Below are 25,271 nucleotides of genomic sequence, written 5' to 3' on the forward strand. Positions count from 1 at the left end.
GAGGAATTAGAGGGAAATATGAAAAAAATAAAAAGTCTTTTTATGTTTACGATTGCAGCTGGAATAACAACTCTTCCAATTGTGGCTGCATCTTGCAACAGCGAGACAGATGAACAAAAAGCAAATAAATTTATCGAGAGTCAATCAAGTTTAAAAGGACTGCAAATGATTTCAGGACCCAGTGAAACAATTAAGATTAATTTTGAATCTTCAATTCCGTTTACAATAAAAGATGGTCTTATTGAATCAACAAAAAAATTAAATACAAATGGTAAAGCAGCTTTTGCTAGATCGCTTACTAAATTAGCGCAATCCATATCTAACAAAGTTCATGAAATAATAAAATTAACTTATACAAAACAAGATTCAACATATTTATTACCAAATGCAAATGCATTTTCAAATATTCCAAAATACTTTAATGTTGAAATTAAGCAAAACAATGGTGAAACATTTAAATTGCTATATATTCTTTCACTATTTAGTCAAGAATTTGCTGACTGAAAAACAGGTGAAAAATTAGGGGTAAATGATGCTCCGAATGAAACTGTCCACAAAAAAGCTTTAAATTTAAAACAAATGACAGCAATTAACAATTTTAAATACACAGCTTTTAATGCAGCTGATAACAGTAATGTTTCAGGATTGGATGTAACCTTAACTAAAGAAACTGTTATGCCAATTAATCCAGTATTTCAATCTTATCCAACAGCACCTAATCCAAAAATGTTTAAGAGTGTAAATATCGATTGAAGCAAAGTTGATCCTAGAAATTATTTTGATGGAAGAATATCAACTGTTTCTGATGGTGATACTTATGCAGTAATATTGGATGAAGATAAGGACACATTTGAAGGCAAATTTAAAAAAGGGCCAAATCCAATTAAAGATAAACATGATGAAAAAAGAGACCCTAAAATAGAACCTAATATTCGCTTATCTGGAATTGATACACCAGAAAAAGCTGTATCTAAGAAGTTATCTCCACCATTTGAATATGCATTTGCTTTAATGCCTACTCAATTTGCAGAAAAATTATGATCACCTGAAATGGGATATAAAGACCATGTACGTGTTGCTTTTTTAGGTCATGATGCTTACGGAAGAACAACAGCAGACGTATTCTTTGGGGAAAACTATCAATATTCATACAATGTTGAAATTGTGAGAGCTGGACTAACACTTCCAATGCCTAGCTCCAATGTACAAGCTGATGGATCAAATATCCACTCAGTTCCCGGCTCATATGAAGATTATATTTATGAACAATTAGCTAATGCTATGTTTGAAGCTATTCAAGCAAAAAGAGGATTTTTCCACTACTTTGCAACTCCAAGTGATGTCTCAACATTCATTTATTTAGCTAAAAATAATTCAACATATGTAACATTTGAAAACATTTATAAAAAATGACTTGCTAATAAGGAAAATAAATAACATTTATTAGGCATTTTTAACCTTATAAAACAATAATTAATGTAAAATTATTAAGTATTTATTTTTCGAACATAAATATGTAAAACAAAAAGAAAGGAAATTAATGACACTAATTAAAAAATTAATTTCATATGTAATGGAATTATCAACAAATGTAAGCAATGATGATTTAAATAGAATTAAAAACTATACAAATCAATTAGCTAACATTGATTCTGAATCATTCCCTGCTATTGAATTAAAAAATCTTAACATAGATTTTGGTGAAACATTAGCTGTTGACAATGTAAGTTTTAAAATACCAGAAGGTAAATTAGTAACCTTATTAGGGCCATCTGGTTCAGGTAAAACTACAACATTAAATGCTATTGCAGGTTTATTAACTGTAACATCTGGTAAAATCTTATTTAAAGGAAAAGACGTTACTGATTTCACACCTCAAAAAAGAAAAATAGGGTTCGTTTTCCAAAACTATGCTCTATATCCACACATGAGTGTATATGCTAACATTGCATTCCCACTAAAAAATGACCCTGAATGACAAAAGAAATTCTATTTAAATAGAGAAAAAGCAAGAGGCGAAATTCAAATCGTATATCTTAAGAAATTAGGGGCTACCGAACAAGAAATTGCAGATCTAAGAAATGCTTTCGATGTAATAATGCTTATTTCTGAAAAATCATCACACAAAGTTGCAGAATTATATGCAAAAATGGTGAGTGATTTTGAGCAAGCTCATACAGAATACAAAATTACTTTAGTTCATGAAGATTCTGAAATTTCATTATTAACAAAGAATGTAATAAAAACTAACGAAAAAATCAGACAAGATTCAAAACAAAAAATTAATGAAATTAAAGAAAAATTTGCTTCAGATAAAGCAAATAATTTACTTCCAGAATTACAAAGAGCTGATATTTTAAAAGAATTAAATAGTGAAAACTATAAATTCCAAAGATTAGCAACTACAGAAGAAATGGAACAAAGAGTTCTTGATATTCAAGAATTTGTAAGCAAACTTTTATTAGTTGATTTTTCTAACTTAGTTCTAAAAGACAGAATTAAAATTGTTAAATTGGAAGAAAAAGCTTTAAAAACACTTACAAGATATAAATACTTGATTAAACAAGAAGAAATTATCAATAGATACACAGTATTAAAAGCTGAAACAAAAGCTAAATATCTAGAACAAAAAGCTAAGTTCAATGAACTTTTAAAAACAAATGAAGAATATAAACAATTATTATCTGATTCAAAAAGATTACCTATTGTTGCCAAGAAGCTTTATCAACAAAAAGCAAATGAACTTGCTGCTAAATATGATCTTAAAAATGTTTTAAATAATGAAAAAAACAATAATGATTTCTTAAATGAAGAAGAAAAAGCACAAATTAAAGAATTAGCAAAAGCTGATATTACTTTAAAACAAGCTATCCATAATGAAGTTATGGAGGTTGCTGCTCGTGTTGAAATCCTACATATTCTTCAAAAGAAACCTACAAGACTTTCAGGGGGACAACAACAACGTGTTTCAATTGCTCGTGCAATTGTTAAAAAACCTGAAATCTTATTAATGGACGAACCACTTTCAAACTTAGACGCTAAATTACGTATTTCAACACGTCAATGAATTAGAGAAATCCAACAATCATTAGGAATTACAACAGTATTTGTTACTCACGACCAAGAAGAAGCGATGTCAATTTCTGACATTGTCATCTGTATGTCTATGGCTAAAGTTCAACAAATGGGAACACCACTTGAACTATACAATAAACCTAAGAACCAATTCGTTGCAAGATTCCTTGGTATGCCAGAAATGGGATTATTTGCTTCTGAAGTAGTTGATGGAAAATTAACTATGGCTGGAGTGGAATTACCACAAATTAAATTAGTTGGAAAAGACAATATTACATTAAATATTGGTGTTCGTTCTGAAGACTTTATTATCAAAGAAAAAGGTCAAGATTATTCATTCAAAGGTAAAGTAGTTGTACAAGAAAACTTCGGAAAAGAAAGTAAATTAGTTGTTGATGTTGAAGGTGCTGGAAGAATTAACTTCTTACTTGACAACAACTATGATTTCCGTATTGGAGATGATATCTTCTTCGATGTTCCACTAGCAAAACTTCACATTTTTGATGCTGCTAGCGAAGAAAGACTACAATATGAAATTGTTAAATAATAAAACACATTTATTCTTACAAAAGAAAATGCCTTTTCTTTTTAACTGATCTGTTAAAAAGCAAGCATCTAAAAAATCTACTTTATCACACTCTATACTTGATGAGAGAACACCGGCTTGAAAACCATTGTTATTATTATTACCTGGTATAGTATTGCTTTTATTATTTACTATTACTCCGATGATAATTAACATTGTAGAATCTTTAAGAACTGATTCTGGTGATGTCACACTACAACACTACCAAAAAGTTTTTACAGATGCTCGTTTTGCTGTTGGGGTTAGAAACTCATTTATATATGGTATGTTTGTCTTACCATTTGTAATGATTATTTCTTTAGTTATTTCATCCGTTATAGCTAAGTTATATAGAAAATATGCAAAAAGTTTTTGACAAACAGTGTTCTTTATGCCTTATGTAACTAATGGTGTTGCTGTTTCTTTAGCATTTATCCAATTATTTAGTACATATGGACTATTAAATAAAATTTTAGGAACAAATGTTCCATGACTTGAAACAAATGATCAATATACATTTAATGCCTTAGTTGCTATGATTATTAATGGTATTTGAAATGGTCTTGCTTTCAATATCTTAATATTTACAACAGCTATGTTAGGTGTTGATAAAAACTTATATCGTTCAGCTTCTATTGATGGTACAAATGGATTTAAACAATTCTTTGCAATTACACTTCCATCAATTAAAAGCACAATTAACTTTTTAGTTACACTCGGAATTATCGGTGGACTAAAAGTTTTCCCACTTGCATTATTTGAAAACAAACCAGAAAATGCATTTAATGCTGGTGGTGGTTCTTTAATGCTTTATGTATACCTACAAACACAATCAGGTAATATACATTTAGCTGGTGCAGCATCAATTTCCTTATTTATCATTGGAGTAACATTCTCATCAATGATTAGAGGTGGATTCTTCATGATCCAAACAACATTAAATAATTTAGGAGAAAGAAATGTTTGAGTTAAAGTTAAAGCTACGCAAGCACTTTATGCAAAAAAGACTTCGTAAGAACCAAGAAAGAGTTTCTTCACAAGTCACAGAGCATAGTTTAACAAAAGTTGTACTTATTAGCGTACTTAAACTATTGCTTTTAGTATTTTTTGGGGTATTGATTTTATTCCCATTCTTCTACATGATTTCTATCTCAATGATGGATGACTCACAAGCTGCTGCACTTAAGTCAGAATTTAGATTCTTCCCTTCATTTGGAGAAGGATTAACTTATATTAATTCTAATGGACAACATGGTCTTAACTTTGTTCCTTGAACACAAGTTGTAGCTAATACATATAGTAGAGCTATGTCTTCTGGGTACTGAAGTGCTATGTTGTTAACATTCTTAAACGTAATAGTATCTGTTACTTTAAAAGTTTTCATTACATTCTTAATGGGGTATGCATTCTCTTTACGTAATTGAAGAGGAAAAGGACTTATTTGATTCCTTGCATTAGCCTTATTAGTTTTACCAGAAGTTGCATTGCTATCAGGACAATATTTTGTTGTTCTTAAGACAAAAATTGCTAGAGATTATGTTGGATTCCTATTTGCCATTGCACTTCCTTTCACAGCAAGTATTTTTAACACATTAATGTACAAAAATGCTTTCGAAGCTATACCTGGAAGAATTAAAGAAGTTTCACTTGTTGATGGGGCATCAGGACTTAAATACTTATTTAAAGTTGCTTTTCCAATGGTTGTGCCAACAACATTAACTATTGTTATTCTTACAGCACTTGCTTCATGAAATTCATACTTATGACCATCTATTATTTCTACAATTGCTTCAACAAGACTAGATGTTGTTTCAGTTTGATTATTTAAGGCTGGTATAGATCCAACCGACCCTGACTCAGGTGCAAACGTAATGCAAAACGTTAAACTTGCAGCCAGCTTAATGGTTATCTTACCTATGTTTATTGTTTACTTAATCTTTAGAAAGAGAATCATGGCTGCTATTAGTAGACAAGGTTCAACAATTAAGGGATAATTATGAAAAATTACAAAAGAAAAGTTATTACTTGAGCTATTATTTCAGTATTAGCACTTGTTGCTATTATAGTTCTTTCAGTTTTAATTTCTCAAGTGCAACCATTAATTGATTTAAATGAAAAAGTTACACTTGATATTAAAATTGTGGATTTAGCTCAATACGTTAAATCATATTCTATAGGGGGAATAGCATTTGCATGTTTACTATTTGTTATGGGTACAGTAATCACTTACTCAGGTTTCAAATCACTTAAATATGTTGAAATGTTTAATTAATATGAATAATAAGAAATTTAATTTTAAAAGAGCCAAATTATTTTTAGGATCATTTGCTGCAATGGCAATTCTGCCAGTAAGTGCTGTATCTTGTTTCTACAATGATGATAGTACAGTTCTTTATGCAAATAAATTTATTTCAAAAGATGGTAATGGTTTTAGTTCAAAAGAACCTTTAACAAACCAAGAAAAATATAATAAACCAAACTTGGTGAAATTCGAAAATGATTTAATTAATAAAAGTAAATTATTAAAATATAACTTCTCTAACTTTATTTATAGCCCTCAAAACGCTGTTTCTGTAAACAATAATAATTACATAAAAGACTTTAAAGACTTATTTACACCAAACTATAAGACTGAAGAATTAGAAATTAATGAAGCAAACGTAAACAAAATTGATAATGAATCAATCCGTCAAGATGCGATTAAGAAAATTAATGATTTAAATACAAAAATTACTACATATTTAAAAGACATTAAAGCAAACAAAACAGAATATAAAGCAATTCCCGGAATCTTTAGATCATTTACAGGATTATTAGAAGCTACACAATTAACTACTGATGCATTAAATTCATTTGCTTTTCCGACTGTAAAACCAAATGGTGCGATTGATAGCGAAAATGAAGATACCAACTTAAAAGGTTTTGTAAAAGGGATGGTTGAAGAATTAATTAGCTATTCAAGGGTCAAAACATTTAGTTTCCCTAAACCAGAAGATGAAATTACAGAAGAAGATGCAAAAGCAGTTGTTAAACACTTTTTACAAGATACACCATTTTATGCAGAATATTTAATGAATGAAGCACTATACCCTACAACAACTAAAGAAAATCAATCATCAAAAATGTTTGCATGAAATCCTGCTACAAAATCAGGTGTATTCAATTACCAAGTTCTTACAAAACTTTACAACACAATTCCAACTCCTGTTGTTCAAAAGGCACAAAGAGAATTATTTAATTCAATTCAAAAATTTGATTTTACTTCAATTGCCAATGATCAAATAGCTGCAACTAAGAAAATTTATAAAATGATGTTTGAAAATTATAGAAACTACAACGTATCATTATCAGCTGATGATAAGCGTGGTATGGCATTAGGATTTGCTCCTGAATATTTAATTACAGGAGTTAACCCGGATGCTCTTGACAACAATGGACGTCCAGTCCAAAATGATAAATATCAAGTTTTCAACACATTTAAAGATGCAAAAGGTGAAATTGTTTCTGCTTTATCTGAAGATGAACAAAGAGAATTCCTTGCGCAACCATTTAATTTCTTCTGATCTCACTTATGATTAGTAAATATCAGTGAATTATATAAAGTTCAAAACTCATTAAGAACTAGTGAAGAAAACCTTGTTAATTTTGAAAACCAATTAGCAAATGCAAAAACTGCAGCTGAAGTTAGAAATGCAAAGAGCTTACTTAAAGTTACAAATGGACTTATAACAAGTGCAAAAGCAAAAATTCAAGAAATTCAACTTCAAATAACAAATATTAAAACATATTCAGAAAGAACCATTCTTCCTGCATATGCAAAGATTACAGAGTTAGAAGCTAAAAAAGATGCTGGTGAAACATTAACCTTAGAAGATTTAGAGACAATGTTTGATAATCAAATTGAATATGCAAACGCTTTAATCCAATTAAAGGGTGGCACAACATTACCTGCTGACTTAACAAATAAAGCAACAATTACAGGAAATGATGAAGAAAAATCAAAAATTTATAATGAGAGAATTGCTAAACTAAATAATGCAATTAAAGTTATGGTAAATAATGCTACTATTGCGCCAAAATCAATGATTGCATTGAATTCAATTGTTTTAGAGGGTGTTAAACAAAGTTTTGAAAACTTATTTAGACACATTACTCAAACAGTTACAAATGTTTTCTCACTTGTAGACTTATATGCTCAATTATTATTTGCTAACGGTGGATACCAAGTTCAAATAGTAAAAGGTACAAATTCAGCATTAGTTGTTGATTTAGAAGCCCAACTTAAAAAAGCTACAATTCAATTTGAAATTGATAGTTTAAATGAACAAATCAAACATGCTAAACAAGGAATTTATTGATTAGAAATATTTGATCAAAAATCAAACAAATGAGTTGCTTTCGATGTATTTAGAGCTTACTTATCTTATAAAAACCCTGAAGCTTTCCCAACCTATGTAGGAAATGACTATCAACTAGATAATGCTTTTGTTGCAGAACTTCCAAGTTCTTACAAAGTTAATGATTCATTTAAGTCAGTTGCTCATGTAACTGCTTTAATGACAGAAGCTCAACCAACAAGTAATTAATGTATAAAACTAATATTAAGTATACCCATAAATAATTTGGGTGTACTTTTTTTATAAAAAAAATCACACCATAGTGTGACTATCCAGCATAAGGAGCAAAGAGAATTAAGGAAATAACAATATTTACCAAGATAATAATAAAGAGTGAAAGTTTCTTTTTAGCCATAATATATGATCCAATAATTCCTAATGGTACATATATCTTAAGTAATATATTTTTATACCCAGTAAAATAATTATCTTCACTTACTCCCATATACCCTTTAGAAGATGAATTAAAGTAATACTCAGGAACTAAGATAGAAATTAAAAGTGAAATTGCTAGCGAAATCATAATTCCTGCAACAATAGGTTTCATTACAATTAACATATTTGCAACAAAACTATTAGTCTTAAATTTCTTAACATATTTCATAGTTATAGCCATAACTGCAATAGCTGGTAAGCAGAAGACTAAATAAGTAACAAACATTGCTAAATATCCTCATCAGGCACCATTAGCTACAACGTATCCTGTAAAGAAAGCAAATTTAGTTGACACCACCCCAGGAGTTGTATTGGCTACTGTAAAAATATTGTTAATAGCAGCTTCATCTAATTGATCAACCCCAAAAGTAGAATGCATTAAGTTTCATAATCATTGGAAAATAGGCATAAAGACTTGCCCGCCTCCAAAGATAGAAAGGGAAATAAAAATTATTAAAGGAATACAAACTAAAAATCCAATTATTGGCATTATTTATCCTCCTTTTTTTCAATTTCTACAGCTTGATTTGTGGTTTCTACATTTGCTTCTTCAAGCTCTTCTTTAGAAATTTCAATAATTTTCTTTTCTTCAATTTGTTTAGTTTGAACCGAAATAGGTTTCTTTCTTTTTCGAGCAATAAGGTATCAAATACTGTAGAGACCAATAACTACAACAATTGCCACTACAGGTAAGTTATAAGGTGCTGGAATAAATAAGGAATATCCTGCAGAAAAAAGAAAAATAATAATTCATAAAGGCGTAGCCATTGTTTTATGTGCCTGCTTTGCATATCTAACTCCAAAGTTAATTAGAAAAGCAATAATTGCAACTAGCACCCCAACTGAAATAATTTTTAAATATGCTGCTGGTAAGTATTTAGTTAGCACTACTAAAAATGCAAATGCTAATAATACGTGTGGTAAAATAGCAACTAATGTTAAAATTGTCCCCTTAACCTTTCCAAGTAATGTAATTGAGATATAAGATAAAGTTTGAATAACGCTTGCTCCTGGCAACATATTGGTTACAATGACAATATCATCAAATTCTTCTTCAGTTAGTCATTTCTTTTTATTAACTGCTTCTCTTTGAATTACTGGCATTAAGGCATTTCCTCCACCAAAGCCAATAATTGTAACTTTTAAAATAAAAAGAAAGACTTCTCAAAAGCTAGCTTTACTAGCTACTTTGTGTTTAGCTTTTCTCATATGATCCTTTCTATTGTATTTTAGCATGTACTAGGCAAATTGTATTTAACTTTTGACTGTATCTGCTAGCTTTAAAGGCAAAGTTTTAAAATTTTAATAAACAAAAACTAACTTTTTTATAACTTAAACTTAAATTTAAGCTTAATAGTTGATATGTGGAATTTATTTAAGACTATATTATGCAGATAAAAGTCAAAATGTGGAAAAAATATGAAACAAAAATTTTTTTCCATTGTTTCAATTAGATGTGTGTTATAATAAACGCATGAAAAAAGAAAGAAACGTGATTACAACTAATATTATTATCACCTTCATCCGTCGTCACTGACATATTATGATGAGTGTATTTTAGTTGTATCTGTTTTTGGCTAATATAAATAACAGATTCAACCTAGAAATCTGTTATTGCTAAAGATAAACTATAGAGGAGCTTTTAGTAAAAGTAAATATTTTAGCAGGCATGCGATGATAAATATCGAAAGGATATAAAAGCCGAAGCATTGATAGTGGCAACTTGAAATGTTGGTAGAAAAGCATAAAAGATTTCTACTCTTTGTTTAAAAACATTGGTGCTATAGATTTACAAATTCCAGAGATAAAAAATAATTTTTTCGCTATGGGTTTTGTAGGTTTGTAGCCTACAAAACTTTCTTTTTCATATTTATTAAGGAGAAGACATGGCAGCTAAACAATATAAAAAATATTCAGATGTTCCAGCAAAATATCGCTGAGATCTTGAAGCTATACTTGAGGGTAAAACACTAGATACATGGATTGCACAATATAAAGAAATTTTTCAAGCCAGAATAAAAAATAAAGATTCAAAATACAATAACATAGATGCATATTTACAAGATTTAATTGAATCAGAAAAGCAAACTATAATAAGTTATAAAATTGATAATTATTTATCAAATAACCATAACATTAATATAGTTGATCCTAAATTTAAGCAGTTAATACAGGAATGAGAATTCTTAAATCAACAATTAGATGAGGAATTTGGTTCAGAAGCTAATCGTTTCTTTGCTCACATTGAGCAAATGAAACAATGGAAAGATGATCCAAGATTAACTTTATATAAAAGAGGAATTGAAGACTTTATTGATCAATATTCTCACAAACTTAGCGACGAAGTTGAAGAATACATCATTAAATCTTCATTAGGAGAACCAGACCCTCATAATATTTTTTCAATCATAACAGATAGCGAATTAGATTATGGATACATCACACTTTCAGACAAGAAAAGAATGAAAATGAATCCAACTAATCGAGTTACGTTTGCTAAATCTAACAATAAAGATGTTAGAAAGCAAGCTTATGTAAATTACTGAGATGCATATTATAAACATAGACAATCATTAGCTGAAACTTTATATCAACAATTTAAAAGCATTGTGGTAGAAGCAAAAATCAGAAATTACCCTTCAGCTGTTGAAATGTTAACAAACTCAGATAAAGTTAGTGATGCTATTTTACAAAAATTATTTGATCAAGTAGCAACACGTAGTGCAATCTTTAAAAAATATACTCAAGCATACAAAAAGTTTTATCAAGCTAAATTTAAAGAACCTATGCAAAAATGAGATGGTTCTAGAGATTTAGTAGATGTGAAATCTGAATATACTGTTGAAGAAGCAAAAGCCATAGTAGCAAATGCAACAAAACCTTTTGGTTCTGAATATCAAGAACAAGTAACTAAAGCCTTTAATGAAAACTGAGTTGATTTTATGCCAGTTGATAATAAACGCTCAGGTGCTTATAGTATTGGTGGTACCTATGGAATTGAGAAAAAATACATTTTAATGAATTTTGATGGAAGATTAGATAGTATTGAGACTTTAGCACATGAATTAGGGCACTCAATGCATTCATATTTCTCTTCAACTTATCAACCATTAGTTAAATCTCAATATCCAATCTTTTTAGCAGAAATAGCTTCAATCTTTAATGAATTAATGTTATTTGACTACTTACTTAAAACATCAAATGACGATAAATTAAAATTTAAAATTTTAAGTAACATGATTTCAGGATTCATTGGTACTGTGCTTCGGCAAGTAGAATGAGCCAATTATGAATACGACTTATATAATGCTATAGCTGCAGGGAATGCTTCAGGCAGTTATGAAACATTATCTAATATATACTTTAAAAATTCTTTAAAATATAAGAGTGATAAGAAAAAAACATATAAATACGATGCAAAAGAAAATCTTAAAGCAATTTATGTGCCTCACTTCTACTATGGATTTTACGTTTACAAGTATGCCATAGGGCAATTAGTAGCAAATTACTTCTTTGCTAAATATCAAAAGGAAGGTGCTAGTGCTTTAGAAAACTACATTGATAACTTTTTAAAAGCAGGATGTAAAGATTATCCAATCGAAATTTTAAAAAGTGTTGGTGTAAATTTAGAAAGCGAAGAATTCTACCAATTAGGTTTTGACTATGTAGCAGACTTAATTGATCAATGAATCAAACTTGGGAATAAAATTTTCAAGTTACAAAAATAGGAGGTATACATGAAAAAAAGACGATTATTACTGTCAGGTTTATTATTACTTCCATCTCTAGGCTTGCCAATTTTGGCTGCTAGTTGTGGTACTCAAACATCACACAATGAGTCAAGTGTTAACAATGCAGAAGAGCTAAAAAAGGTACAGGCTCAAGTTGTTGAATACAATGCAGTTGCTAATAGAGCATGGGAACAATATAGTAAACTTGATACTGAAAAATCCACTTTATTGAATTCATTACTAGAAAAGTCAAATGTAGTAAAGAGCAAAGAAAGCCAATTGCAAGTCCAAAAGAATGCAATTACTACTTTAAATGCTGAAATTCAATACTATAAATATGCTCAAGAAGCAAAAAACTTTGAGACATTTAATAATACAATTGTCCAACTGTCAAATGATGTCTTTAACAGCACAATTAAAAACTTACTTGAAGCAAAGAAAAACATTAAGTTTTCAATTGAAAATCAGGAACAAAAGCTTAGCTACAATATTGTTCAAGGACAGTTATCTAAAGCTCAAAATGCCTTATCAGGACTTCAAGATAAGTCAGAAAAAAATACAATTGCAATTGAAAACTTAAATATAAAGGTTAAATCATTATCACGTGATTTAGAAACTGAAAAAGATCAAAGTGAAATTGAAAAAATAAAAGCTGAACTTGCTAAAACTCAAGAAGCTCATACAAAAGCTGTCAACCTTATTCCTACATTTACTGAGGAAATAGCCCAAGCACAAGAGCAAATTAAACAATTACAAGCACTTTTAGCTCAAGTGGAATCAGCTTTATTGAAAGATTCTTTAAATGGTAATGTACAAGGATATCAAGCAAAAGTTGCTGAATTAAATCAAAAAATAACTGAGCAAAATAAAGTTATTGAACAAACAAAATCAGAATTATTAAAAGAACAAACAGAATATAACAAATTTAAAGAAAATATAGATCAACAAATTTCAGCCTTAAGTGCAAAAATGAATGAATCTTACAATCAATTTACTACAACATTTGACATTCTTAAAAAACTTAACACTGACATTTACAACTATGACCTAGAGGCATTAGACAAAACTGGAATCGATCCTGAACAAGGAAATGGTCAAAACTTAACAAAAGATCAATTGCAAGCAATCTTAAATCCAAATGTTAAATTTAGCAATAGTCCAGTTGGGGATAAAATTGCTAGAGCAAGAGTTTACCAAAATGCTTATAACTCAACATATGCTCTAACAGCTTACCCATTAGACTTTTCTGCTTCATATGGTGGTAGACATTCTACTTTAACAATTGACAATACTACTTTAAGTTTTATTTCAATTGAAACTTTAGGAAGAGCAAACATTAATAAAGAAATCACTTATGATATTAATTCAAATGGTGTAACTGAAAAAGTAAAACAAGGTATTATCTCTCCTGAACTCCAAAGATATAAACTTGAATTAGCTGATGCAATTTATGTATATGTTCCAACTACTGATGCTAGTGGAAAGAGTACATATGAAGTTAAAGTGTTTGATAGTGATGATGCTGGAATTGCTCCAAAAGGAGACAATCCAGATGGAACTTATTCAACCACGGTTATTAAACGTAGCTCTTCAAATCCACGTTCAATTAACTCACGTGAATTCATCCAAGCCTTAAGCAAAGCTGCAAAAATTTCTTTCAGAATTAGACCTGGTCAATTCTGGGTAACATCTAATGGAGAAAGAACTAAATATCCAATTAAATCAGAGGACTTCTATTCATCAATTGTAAGAACATTTATGAATGATGCTGCATACAGACTTTCAAATGGTGGAAATAGTTATATTGATGCTGAGGCTAGAAAACTAATTTCTTCTCCTGGAAAAACTTTTTCAGCTGATGGTACATTCCCAAATGCTTACATTTATAAATTATTTAATATTGATATTACCGGAATGTTGAAAAAAACAAATAGTGTTCAACAAGCTCCTAACCCACAAAATCCGCAACAAATAGATGATCTTTTTGTAGTTAACAAAATTGATTCATCACCAGCGCAATTTATTGAGTTTCTAGACACAATTGCAACTGGATATGACTTTGTGCCTGCGCCTTCTTCTTATATTACTGAAATGACAATCAATAATACTGAAGACATTTATGCACAAGATGTTGCAATCAGAAATGACAAAAAAGCCTTTGATGAAATTGTAGAAGCTGTTAAGTCAGCCTCTGGACTTGCAAGAGAAACAGGGATTTACTGATATGGTATGAATCCAGAAACAACATTATTTGCTGGAAAATACTATGGAAAACCTTATGATGCTGAAACATTCTCAATTTCACAATATTTAAATCCATACTATTACGACACAACCTATACAGGTTCAAAACAAACAATGTTAAAAATGACAACTAGTTACTTACAATCACCAATGGATCCTGAAGCTTACAAAGTAAGTTCATATAACAAATACATTTCAGGTGGTTTAGCTAACTATAGATTTAGTGAATTAACTCAAAATAACAAGTCACTAGTATTAAAAGATCCACAATCTTATGGATTAACTTATGTACAAGTGCTTGCAGCTGACTCATTAACTAAATCATTTATTTGAAACTTATTACCAAAACCATCAAGTAAAGCACACTTTAACGATGCTTTCGCTTATACAATGTATGGTAGTTCAACAAAAGAACTAGAAAATGGAACTGCTAAAGGTGTTATTCCTTACACTACATTAGGAATTGGTGGAGAATTTAGAAACATTCTTTCATCAGCAATTTCATGGGCTTCATTTGCTGATCAATTAAGCATTGGTAACCCTTCATACCCATGAATTGGAGCTTTAGCACCTGATGCTAATATTAAATCAAGTAACTCAGATAACTCATTGCCAAATAATAGTTTAAGACCTAACCACGATATTATTAATGGTACATTTGTCATTGATTCAACAACTGGAAACAGAATTGTATTTGAAGCTACTGGAGAAACATTCTTAAAACCTTCAGATACAAAAAATCTTAACGTTGCTGCACAAGATGCTTCAAAATCTATTGCTTACGCTCAAATGCAAGCACGTATGAAAAAACTTTTAGATCAAGTTTATGAACAACACCCTGAAATTGCAGCTCAGCCAGTTCAAATTGATTTAATGTGACCTTACGGTAACATTAACCCTACTCAAAAACTTGCATATCAAAATTATGCAGATGCTATTAATGGCCTAGATCCAAGATTAAAATTAGTAATTAAAGAATTCCCAACTGAAAATAAAAATGCTTTCTTTGATTATTGATTAAATGATACAACTCCATTTTTAAGAGTTGGATGAGGATACGACTATAATGGAATTGGTTCAGGATTAACAGCTTATTCTCAAGGATTAAACTTTGCAGCTGTTTTTGCCAACATTTTAGTTAACCAAGATTATGCTAATAAAGTTAAACTTGGTTACCCACAACTTTATAAGGCTGCTCAAGCATTTAAAAAGTTTGTGGAAGCACCTGGACACAAATTATCTATTTCCTTAGAAGATATTGCCAATAATTTAACAACTAATGAATTATTAAACATGGAAAATTGACTTGGAAATAGTAAATATGTAAATGGACAAATTGTCCCAATGGAAAAAAATGAAATTACAGAAGATTTCATTGACTATAATGACTTAAATGCTAAATTCTGACTAGAATATAACAATGATACAAGTGTAACTAAGAAAGATTTACTTGACTTAGCAGTTGAAATTTCAAACGTAACTGGTGCAGTACCTGATATGTTTAATTTAACAGCTTCTAAATCACCTTTTGCACCTACACTAACAAATCCAAACTACATCTTGCCACATACCTATAATGGATTTAATGATAATACTAACTATAGAGTAGCAAAACCAGAAGAATAGAAAGGAAACTATGTGAAAGTATATACTTAAACGGATCGGGTTTGCAGTTATTACACTTATAGCAATCACTTGTGTAGTGTACTTGCTAGTAGCACAATTCTCTGATAACCCATTTGCTTTAAAAGCAGTCCAAGCTCAGCAAGCTGCCGGAAGTTCAGGTAGCTCAACAGCTAAAGAATTAAGAGATTTATATGACAAATCTGTACAATATCACTTAATTCCAAATAACTTAAATTATGAACAAGTTAAAGAAACCTGAATGACTATGAAGCTTAGTCCATTCATTCGTTTTGGATACTGAATTCAAAACCTCTTTACAAATCATACTAACCCATTTGGTGTGCCATATGATCAAACCATTTTCCAACAAACAGATACCACAAGTATTTCAGAATACTTCTTTAAATATCTTAAATACTCAATTATAATTACACTTCCAGCCTTTGTAATTGCAGCTATTTTAGGAATTGCTTTAGGTATTGTTGCTGGATATAAAAGAGGAAGCATTTTTGATGCTGGAATCAACTTCTTTGCATTAGTTTTCATTGCTCTTCCTTCATTCGTTATTGCACCTATATTAATCTCAATTTTATTCTCAGTTAATATTCCACCTCAATTCATTAACTTTAATAATGAAACAGATGTAGAAGCCTATGGTATAGGCAAAATGATAGTATCTTGAATTCCACCTATTGCAATTATTGTTTTAGGATCACTCTCAGGATATATAACATATACTCGTAACCAAGTAATTACAGTGTTAACTTCAAATTACATTTTAATTGCTAAATCAAAAGGTCTTTCAAAAAGAGAAATCTTCTTCAAATATGTTCTTAGAAATATTTCAATCCCACTTGCTGCAATCTTAATTCCTTCATATATTGGATTACTTAGTGGTGGAATTGTTATTGAAACTTACTGAAATGTACCTGGTACTTCACAAGTTATTGCTCAAGCCTTCCCAAGAGGAGAAATCAACATTATTATGTTCTCAACTGTCTTCTTTACAACCTTGAGCTTATTTACAACTATTATAGTTGACGTATCATTTGCAATTTTAGACCCTAGAATTAAATATACAGCTGCTTCTCCATATAGCTATAGTAAATTCTTACTTGCTAGAAGAGAAAGAAATAAACAATTTAAAATGAATCAAATCGTAGCCAAAGGAGGAAACTAAAGATGAATGCTAAAGAGTTCGAAAAGAAATACAATCTATCTTTAAATCAACTTAGAACTAGTGTTACTCAGTTTGCTCCTCGCGAGGAATCATTACTTAATAACATTGCAGGAAAGCCAAAAAAGTTACTAGTTGAAATCTTTAAACGTTTCTTTACTAGTTGAGTTTCAGTGCTTTCACTAATCGTCTTTGTAGCAATTTTAATTGTCTCAATAGTTGTTACAGCAGTGGCTAAATATTCAGCTACTGAACCATTATCACAAACTGTTCCAATTTATTTACCTAATGGAACAATGCTTGAAACATCATCTCCAAATGTGCAAAACTTACCACCAATCTTTTCACCTTGATATTCTTCAGAAAACATTCCTAACTTCTTTAAAATTACACAAGAGTGAGGAAATAATGATTACTATGGTGGAGTATTATGAAATAGATTTATCTACTTTGGTGATGATAATGTTAATAATGCTATTAGAATTGTGCAAATTAACGATGAAACTCAAAGTGTTTCAGTTAATGCTTATGCCTTTTTAAAAGCACGTAACATTGCTATTGCACTAGAAAAATCTGGACTTGCAAAAAACGCTCCAGTAGATCAAGTTAATGCAATGATTGATAAAATTATTACATTAAACCCACAATTAAACTTAACAACTTACTTAGGAACAAATAAAGATGGTATTGATATTTGAACCTTATCATGAGTTGGTACATGACAAGCTATTAGACTTGCAATTATTGTTGCTACTGTTCAAACAATTATTGGGGTAGCAATTGGAGCCTACTTAGGATTCCATGTCGGATCATGAATTGATACTGTAATCATGCGTCTTATTGATATCTTTGTAGCGCCACCTACACTTATTTGATTATTAATTTTTGCTTCTACATTTGGAACAACAGACTTAACATTAGGAATTGCTTTAGTAGTAATTGGTTGAGTTGGTTCAGTTGGAAGCACTAGAATGTTTATCATTACAGTTAAAGATCAAGAATATATTACTGCTTCAAAATCAGTTGGAGCTTCAAAAGCTAGATTGATTTATAAACATGCTTTACCAGCAATTATTGGAAAAATCTCAACTAGTTATGTTGCCTCAATTCCAAGCATTATTATGTCAGTATCATCACTTGCCTTCCTTGGTTTCTTCAAATCTGATCAAGCAAACCTTGGGGCAATTCTATCATCAGCTGCTGCCCAAGCCGGAGATAATGCCTTTATCTTAGTGCTTCCAGCTATGATACTATTATTAATTTCAATTTCACTTCACTTTGTGGCTCTTGGAGTGCATGATGCTCTAGATCCAAAAGTTATTAAAACAAGATAGGAGAATTTATGGAACAAAAAGAAAAACTACTTACTGTAGAAAATTTAAAAGTGTCTTTTAAATTAAGAAGAAATAAATTCATCACTATTGTACGTGGAGTTAATTTATCAATCAATAAAGGAGAAATCATTGGTATTGTTGGAGAATCTGGTTCAGGAAAATCAGTTACTTCTAAAGCTTTATTAAATATCAATGATAATGCCTTTACTACAGCTGATAAAATGGAAATTGATGGTATTGATTTACTCGAAAATAAAAAAGATTCATTTTGAGAAAAGATTAGAGGTCACAAAATTGGATATATTCCCCAAGATCCTTTAACCTCACTTAATCCAACTAGAAAAATTGGAAAACAATTGCTTGATGCTTTAAACAAGAATCAAGAATGAAAAGATAAGCCTCTCCATGAAAAGAAACTTTACTTAGTTAAACTACTTAAACAATTTGGAATCAGAAATGCTGAACAAGTATTTGAAATGTATCCACATACACTTTCAGGAGGGATGAAACAACGGGTAGTTATTACTATGGTTGTAGCACTTAAACCAAGTTTAATTATTGCTGATGAACCAACCACAGCTTTAGACCCAACTGTGCAAGCCTCTGTGCTAGCCTTATTTGAACAAATTAGACAAGAATTTCAAATTACAATTATTTTAATTAGCCACAACATTTCAGTTGTTGCAAAATTCTGTGATTATATTTATGTAATGTATGCTGGAAAAATAGTGGAAAGAGGAAGTAAAAAAGATATCTTTACTGACCCAAGACACCCTTATACATGAGCTTTAATTTCAGCTATCCCTGAAAATCGTGAAGATCGTTTATATTCAATTAATGGAACACCACCTGATATGAATAACTTACCTCTTGGAGATGCTTTTGCACCAAGAAATGAATATGCTCTTGAAATAGACTTCTTAAAAGAACCACCTTTATTTGAAGTTTCTCAAGATCACTATGCTGCCACATGACTATTACACCCAGATGCACCAAAAGTAACATTAACAAAAGAATTACAAGCTAGATTAAACAGCTTTAAGAAGGTATTTAATGAATAATAAAAAAACAATTTTAGAAATAATTAATCTAAAGAAATATTTCGTCAATAAAAACGCAGTTAATAAAGCTGTCGACAATGTTTCTTTTGATGTTAAAGAAGGTGAAATTATAGGCTTAATTGGAGAATCTGGTTCTGGTAAAACAACCATCGGACGTTCTTTACTTAGACTATATGATGACTATAATGGGTTTGTACGTCTTGATGGAAAAATTATTTCAGGTAAAAGAATTTCACGTAAACGTAAAAAGTTCATGCACAAAAACATCCAAATGATCTTCCAAGATCCAATGGCTTCATTAAATGGTCAAAATACTATTTACAGTATTTTAAAAGAACCATTAATTGTTAATGGAATTATTAAAAACAAACGTAAAGATATTCGTAAGGACTGAAATAAAGTTAAAGGTAACTTTAGATTCACTTTTATTGAAAACGCCTTACAATACCAACTTAAAAGCTTATTAATTTCAAATAAATTACATGAGCCTTTTATTAAAAAATGAGAAAACTTAGGAAATCAAATTACTTTTGATATTCAAAATAATTTAGATGACCAATTTAACTCATATTTTGCTTACTTAGAAGAAAGAACTAAAATTAATTCAATTGTAATTAATAACTTATATAAGAACACTGAAGAACTTTTAGCTCTATATGAAAGTAAACAAGCTGACTTTAGAAATAAGAAAATTGATTTCGATGAAGTTGAACTTGAAGACGCAAGAAACAAATATAAACATGAAAAAGATCTCTTCTGATTTACTCAAGAATACTATAATCTTAAAGCTTTATACAATGAACAAAAAGCAGTATTTGAAGAAGATAAGACAAATTACAAAGATACAGCAAAAATTTCTAAAACTTCAATTAAAAACTTTTTAGCTGAAGTTAAAAATGAATACCGTATGCACCGTAATGATGCTTTCTCAACTACATTTTTAGATTACTACTTCCATGAATATAAACTATATCTAATTAATCATCGTTTATACCAAGAACTCAAAGCAAATTATTCAAAATTAAAATTCCTTTCATTTGAGGAATTACTAAAAATTTCTGATCAATTTAGAAAATATTCTCAAGAATTTTATGCAACTAAATTAAACATTAATACTAGTTCAAGAGCTGCTATTAAAGAACTAAAAAACATTGTTAAAAAAGAATATGACTTCAATTTGGATTCATATATTGAAGAATCATTGCAATTACAAAATCAATTAAGAACTCAATATAAAAAATCTAAAAAAACTTTAGGTAAAACTAGAAACAAAATGATTCGTGAAGCTTTCAAATATGCGCCAGATTATTATGCAAATAGAATGGAAGCTAAAGCTCAATTAGCCGAAGCACAAGCTTTATTTGATGCTGAAGCTAAAAAATATATTGTTTCATACCGTGAAAGAATTCAAAAGTTACAAGAGCAAATAGCTCAAGCTAGTGCAATTGATAAAGACCTACGTGCTAGAGATAAAAAAGTTTTTGCTCAATTCATGCAAAATAATGATAACTTCATGAAATTCTTTGAAAAAGAAGTTATTGCTCCTTTAGCTAAGGCGAAAAAGAACACTAAAGAGCACAAGAACTATTTACAACGTCAAATTGATTTAAAAGTATACAAAACAAATGTTGAAGATAGATTAAATGGTATTGCTTCCTTCAAAATTGAACAAAAATACCTTAACAAAAACTTATACAGTGTCTACCTTTTAATGGGGATTACTCGTAAAGATCAAAAATACAAGAAGATGGGAAAATTAGGAACTTTATTAGTTGCTTTAGGCCTACCATTTAGAATGAAACGTATTTCAGATCTTTATACTCAATCAATTATTTATAAAGCACTAGAAGATGTTGGGTTACTAAAACAATTTGCCTACCGTTACCCACACGAATTCTCTGGTGGTCAAAGACAAAGAATTGTTATTGCTCGTGCCCTAATTACAGAACCAAAAATTATTGTAGCTGATGAACCAATTGCTTCCCTTGATATTTCAATTCAAGCACAAGTTGTTAACTTACTAAAAGACTTATGTAAGAAGAAAAACATTGGAATGGTCTTTATTGCTCACGACCTTTCTATGATTGAATATATTGCTGATAGAGTGCAAATTATGCACCTTGGTAAAATTGTTGAATCAGGAAAAACTGAAGCAATTTATGCTAATCCAGTGCACCCTTACACAATCAACTTATTTAAAGCTATACCTAAGATTTCAAATGCTAATGAAAAATTCCAAGATGTGAAATTTGAGCTTTCTTACTTAGAAGAACAAATGTTCCCTAACATTGCAACTCAATTTGAAGTTGAAGATGGTTTACATTATGTTTATGGAACATCTAGCCAAGTAGAAAAATGATTAGCAAAAAATAATAATGAATAAATTTACCTACAAAATAGGGTTAAAACTTAAAAACGAGTTTACAAGTTTACGCTTTTATCTAATTAATTTAGTTTTCTTAGTACTATATTTTGCTATTGTAATTCCTTATTACGTAGTTAATAAAGAACACTGAACATATGCTAAAGCTATTGATGCTTTTTCAGTGCCTGCCTTTATAACTTTCTTTATTGCAATTATTGCTCTAGTACTGAAATTAGGCTTTTTAGAAAGAACTTTTGCTAAAATGAAAATGTCGCTAGACAACATTCAAGATTCCAAAGAACGTAGAGATCTGAAAAAAATGCCAAATGAAGAAAAACGCCTTTATTTAGAAAAGAAAAAGCTTGAAGCACAAAAGAAACAAGATTATGCAGCTTCTCATCCAAAAACAAAATTCCCTTTTGTTTTTGCTTCAGTGTTGTATTTTATCTTGTCAATTGCATTTATTATCGTGATTTATGCATAAAGTATGTTAGCAGTATTATTACTGCTAACTTTTTATATTCCTGCACTTATAAAATAACACATATGGTAAAATTAATTTATATATAAATTAATTTAAAGGAGTTGCTATGAATAAACAACAACTAGCAAATGCAATATGGGCATCAGCTAATAGAATGCGTTCTAAAATTGATGCTAATGAGTACAAAGATTATATTTTAGGATTTATCTTTTATAAATTCCTATCTGAACAAGAAGAAAAATATTTAATTGATAAATATAACTATACAAAAGATGATTTTCAATACCTAACTGAAAATAAATATGATTTATCAGTAGTTAATAATAAAAACGAATTTACTGCATTAAGTGAAGATGATCAAGCTGCAATTGAAACTATTGTTGATTTACAATCTACATTAGGATACTATATTCAATATGAAGATTTATTTTCAAGTTGACTTGCAGCTGGTAAAAATTTCGGAATTGATTCAGTACATAGAGCATTAAATCGTTTTAATAATAATATTGGCCTACAACATAAAAAGGTTTTTGATGGAATCTTTAATACATTAGAAAGTGGACTTTCAAATCTAGGTAATAGCACAGGAGAACAAACGAATGGAATTACCTCAATTATTGAATTAATTAAAGATATTCCAATGGATGATAAACAAGATTATGATGTGCTTGGATTTATTTATGAATACTTAATTTCGATGTTTGCTGCAAATGCAGGGAAAAAAGCTGGTGAATTCTATACTCCACATGAAGTCTCAATTTTAATGGCAGAAATTGTGTCTTATGTTTTAAGAAAGAAACAAACAATTAGCATTTATGACCCAACTTCAGGATCTGGCTCTTTACTTATCAATATTGGTAAAAGCATGTCAAAATATATTGATAAATCAAATATTAAATACTATGCGCAAGAGTTAAAAGGAAATACTTATAACTTAACTCGGATGAATTTAATTATGAGAGGTATTTTACCTAATAACATTGAAACTAGAAATGGTGATACCTTAAAAGAAGACTGACCTTATTTTGATGAAAATAAAGTTTATGAACGTCTTTATTTAGATGCTGTAGTATCAAACCCTCCATATTCTCAACCTTGAAACCCAGAATCAATGGAAAATGATCCTAGATTTGCTGAATATGGAATTGCACCAAAATCTAAAGCTGACTATGCATTCTTACTTCATGACTTATATCACTTAAAATCTGATGGTGTTTTAACAATCGTTTTACCACACGGTGTGTTATTTAGAGGTGGAGAAGAAGGAAGAATTAGACTTAATTTAATTGAAAAGAACAATATTGATGCAATTATTGGACTACCTGCAAATATTTTTTATGGAACTGGTATCCCTACAATTGTCATGGTACTGAGAAAAGATAAAGATAATGATGATATTTTATTTATTGATGCATCAAAACACTTCATTAAAGATGGTAAAAATAATAGATTACAATCTTCTGATATTAAACGGATTGTTGATGCTTATATAAAAAGAGAAGATATTGAGAAATTTGCACGTAAAGTTTCAAGAGAAGAAATTAGAGAAAATGATTACAACTTAAATATTCCACGTTATGTTGACTCTAATGAAAAAGCTGAATCTTGAGATATTTACGCTTCAATGTTTGGGGGAATTCCAAATAGTGAATTAAACGATTTTAATAAATTATGAAATACATTCCCATCATTAAAAAATCAATTATTTAGTCCAATTAATGAAAATTATTCACAACTAAATGATAAAGATGTGTACAAAACTATTTTTGATAATGAAGAAGTTAATACATACATTAATAACTTTAGTAACACCTTAGATTCATTTGAAAAATATTTAAATCAAGAATTAATTACTAATATGGATAGCATTAATTTACACCAAGAAGAAGCTAAAATTAGTAATCAATTAGCTTATGCTGTGCATGATACAAAATTAATTGATTTTTATCAAGCTTATCAATTAATGGATAATGATTGAAAAGTTATTTCTAATGATTTAGAAATTATCCAATCAGAAGGCTTTAAAGCTGTAACTGAAATTAAACCAAAATTCATTACAAAGAAACAAGATAACAAGACAATTGAAGTACAAGATGGATATATGGGTTACATTTTACCTTTTGAGTTAATTCAAGAAACCAAATTACATGATTTCAAAGCTCAATTAGTTGCTTTAGAAGAAAAAATGCAAAATACTGAAGCTCGTATCGATGAAATAATAAATGATATTAGTGAAGAAGAAAAAGATACCTACTCATATCTATTTGCTGAAGACACTGGAAAATTAATTGATAAAGAAGTTAAAGCTGCACTAAAAGAATTCAAGAAAATAGCAGGAGAAGAAGAGGAAAGTTTTGAAGCTAGAATTATTGAATGAAATGACTTAAGTGCCGAAAAGAAAGATCTCAATCGTGAAATTAAAGCTAAAAATGAAGAGTTAATTCAAAAAACTATGGCAATTTATGACACTTTAACTGAACAAGAAGCTAAGGAATTGTTAAGTCTAAAATGAATTAAACCTTTAATTAGTTCTCTTCAAGGTTTACCAAGAACCATTTTAGAAACTTTTGCTGATAACTTAAAGAAACTAGGTGAAAAATACGAATCAACACTAATGGATATTGAAAACGAAATTAAAAGTGTATCTAATACCTTAATTTCTTTAATTGATGAACTAGATGCTAATGAAAATGATAAAAAAGGTCTAGAAGAATTTAAAAAATTATTATCAATGGAATAAATAATTTAGTCCTATTAAGGGCTAATTATTTATAAAG

Annotated in this window: 16 protein-coding genes and 1 riboswitch; of the genes, 14 read left to right on the plus strand and 2 right to left on the minus strand. The window is 29.6% G+C overall.

Annotation, left to right across the window (positions count from 1 at the left end; all coding sequences use genetic code 4):
- The first annotated feature begins 18 nt into the window (after positions 1-18).
- The 6 genes from ACM0L0_RS01100 to ACM0L0_RS01125 all read left to right on the plus strand — a co-directional run bounded on the left by ACM0L0_RS01100 (position 19) and on the right by ACM0L0_RS01125 (position 8,226).
- The gene (locus tag ACM0L0_RS01100; RefSeq protein WP_416738723.1) at positions 19-1,437 is read left to right on the plus strand and encodes a thermonuclease family protein; all 1,419 of its coding nucleotides are present in this window, start codon (positions 19-21) and stop codon (positions 1,435-1,437) included.
- A 103-nt stretch (positions 1,438-1,540) separates the two neighbouring features.
- The gene (locus ACM0L0_RS01105) at positions 1,541-3,622 is read left to right on the plus strand and encodes an ATP-binding cassette domain-containing protein (RefSeq protein WP_416738724.1); all 2,082 of its coding nucleotides are present in this window, start codon (positions 1,541-1,543) and stop codon (positions 3,620-3,622) included.
- Complete coding sequence (locus tag ACM0L0_RS01110; protein ID WP_416738725.1) at positions 3,612-4,655, plus strand: carbohydrate ABC transporter permease; 1,044 nt, start codon at positions 3,612-3,614, stop codon at positions 4,653-4,655. Before ACM0L0_RS01105 ends, ACM0L0_RS01110 begins: the two co-directional genes overlap by 11 nt.
- Positions 4,636-5,634 (plus strand): carbohydrate ABC transporter permease, encoded by a 999-nt coding sequence (locus ACM0L0_RS01115; protein WP_416738726.1) that lies wholly within the window; start codon positions 4,636-4,638, stop codon positions 5,632-5,634. Before ACM0L0_RS01110 ends, ACM0L0_RS01115 begins: the two co-directional genes overlap by 20 nt.
- Positions 5,635-5,636: 2 nt before the next feature.
- Complete coding sequence (locus ACM0L0_RS01120) at positions 5,637-5,912, plus strand: hypothetical protein (protein WP_416738727.1); 276 nt, start codon at positions 5,637-5,639, stop codon at positions 5,910-5,912.
- Between the two features lies 1 nt (position 5,913).
- Positions 5,914-8,226, plus strand: coding sequence for a hypothetical protein (locus tag ACM0L0_RS01125; RefSeq protein WP_416738728.1), 2,313 nt, complete (start codon positions 5,914-5,916; stop codon positions 8,224-8,226).
- Between the two features lie 79 nt (positions 8,227-8,305).
- Here the strand turns inward: ACM0L0_RS01125 and ACM0L0_RS01130 are convergent, their stop codons facing one another.
- Both ACM0L0_RS01130 and ACM0L0_RS01135 read right to left on the minus strand, forming a co-directional pair.
- Complete coding sequence (locus tag ACM0L0_RS01130; RefSeq protein WP_416738729.1) at positions 8,306-8,962, minus strand: chromate transporter; 657 nt, start codon at positions 8,960-8,962, stop codon at positions 8,306-8,308.
- Complete coding sequence (locus tag ACM0L0_RS01135) at positions 8,962-9,681, minus strand: chromate transporter (protein ID WP_416738730.1); 720 nt, start codon at positions 9,679-9,681, stop codon at positions 8,962-8,964. The genes ACM0L0_RS01130 and ACM0L0_RS01135 overlap by 1 nt, the downstream gene beginning before the upstream one ends.
- Positions 9,682-10,095: 414 nt before the next feature.
- Positions 10,096-10,264: riboswitch (Lysine riboswitch) on the plus strand.
- Between the two features lie 94 nt (positions 10,265-10,358).
- Between ACM0L0_RS01135 and pepF the strand changes: the two genes are divergently transcribed.
- From pepF to ACM0L0_RS01175, 8 genes are all read left to right on the plus strand, one after another.
- Positions 10,359-12,200 carry an oligoendopeptidase F gene (pepF, locus tag ACM0L0_RS01140; RefSeq protein WP_416738731.1) on the plus strand — a complete coding sequence of 614 codons (1,842 nt, stop codon included), beginning with the start codon at positions 10,359-10,361 and terminating at the stop codon, positions 12,198-12,200.
- Positions 12,201-12,209: 9 nt separating this feature from the next.
- A complete protein-coding gene (locus ACM0L0_RS01145) occupies positions 12,210-16,073 on the plus strand; it encodes an OppA family ABC transporter substrate-binding lipoprotein (RefSeq protein WP_416738732.1) in 3,864 nt (1,287 codons plus the stop codon).
- A gap of 10 nt (positions 16,074-16,083) precedes the next feature.
- Positions 16,084-17,253 carry an ABC transporter permease gene (locus tag ACM0L0_RS01150; protein WP_416738733.1) on the plus strand — a complete coding sequence of 390 codons (1,170 nt, stop codon included), beginning with the start codon at positions 16,084-16,086 and terminating at the stop codon, positions 17,251-17,253.
- Positions 17,254-17,255: 2 nt separating this feature from the next.
- Positions 17,256-18,584: an ABC transporter permease gene (locus ACM0L0_RS01155; protein WP_416738734.1), complete on the plus strand. Its 1,329-nt coding sequence runs from the start codon at positions 17,256-17,258 to the stop codon at positions 18,582-18,584.
- An 8-nt stretch (positions 18,585-18,592) separates the two neighbouring features.
- Entirely contained in the window at positions 18,593-19,645 is a 1,053-nt protein-coding gene (locus ACM0L0_RS01160) for an ABC transporter ATP-binding protein (protein ID WP_416738735.1), read from the plus strand.
- Positions 19,638-22,028, plus strand: a complete 2,391-nt coding sequence (locus ACM0L0_RS01165) for an ATP-binding cassette domain-containing protein (RefSeq protein ID WP_416738736.1) — start codon at positions 19,638-19,640, stop codon at positions 22,026-22,028. Before ACM0L0_RS01160 ends, ACM0L0_RS01165 begins: the two co-directional genes overlap by 8 nt.
- On the plus strand, positions 22,021-22,494 hold the full coding sequence (locus ACM0L0_RS01170) for a DUF3899 domain-containing protein (RefSeq protein ID WP_416738737.1): 474 nt from the start codon (positions 22,021-22,023) through the stop codon (positions 22,492-22,494). The genes ACM0L0_RS01165 and ACM0L0_RS01170 overlap by 8 nt, the downstream gene beginning before the upstream one ends.
- A 106-nt stretch (positions 22,495-22,600) precedes the next feature.
- On the plus strand, positions 22,601-25,234 hold the full coding sequence (locus ACM0L0_RS01175; protein WP_416738738.1) for a type I restriction-modification system subunit M: 2,634 nt from the start codon (positions 22,601-22,603) through the stop codon (positions 25,232-25,234).
- The last annotated feature ends 37 nt before the right edge of the window (positions 25,235-25,271 follow it).

It is taken from the genome of Mycoplasma razini, assembly GCF_048076865.1.
Classification (GTDB): Bacteria; Bacillota_I; Bacilli_A; order Mycoplasmatales; family Metamycoplasmataceae; genus Mycoplasmopsis.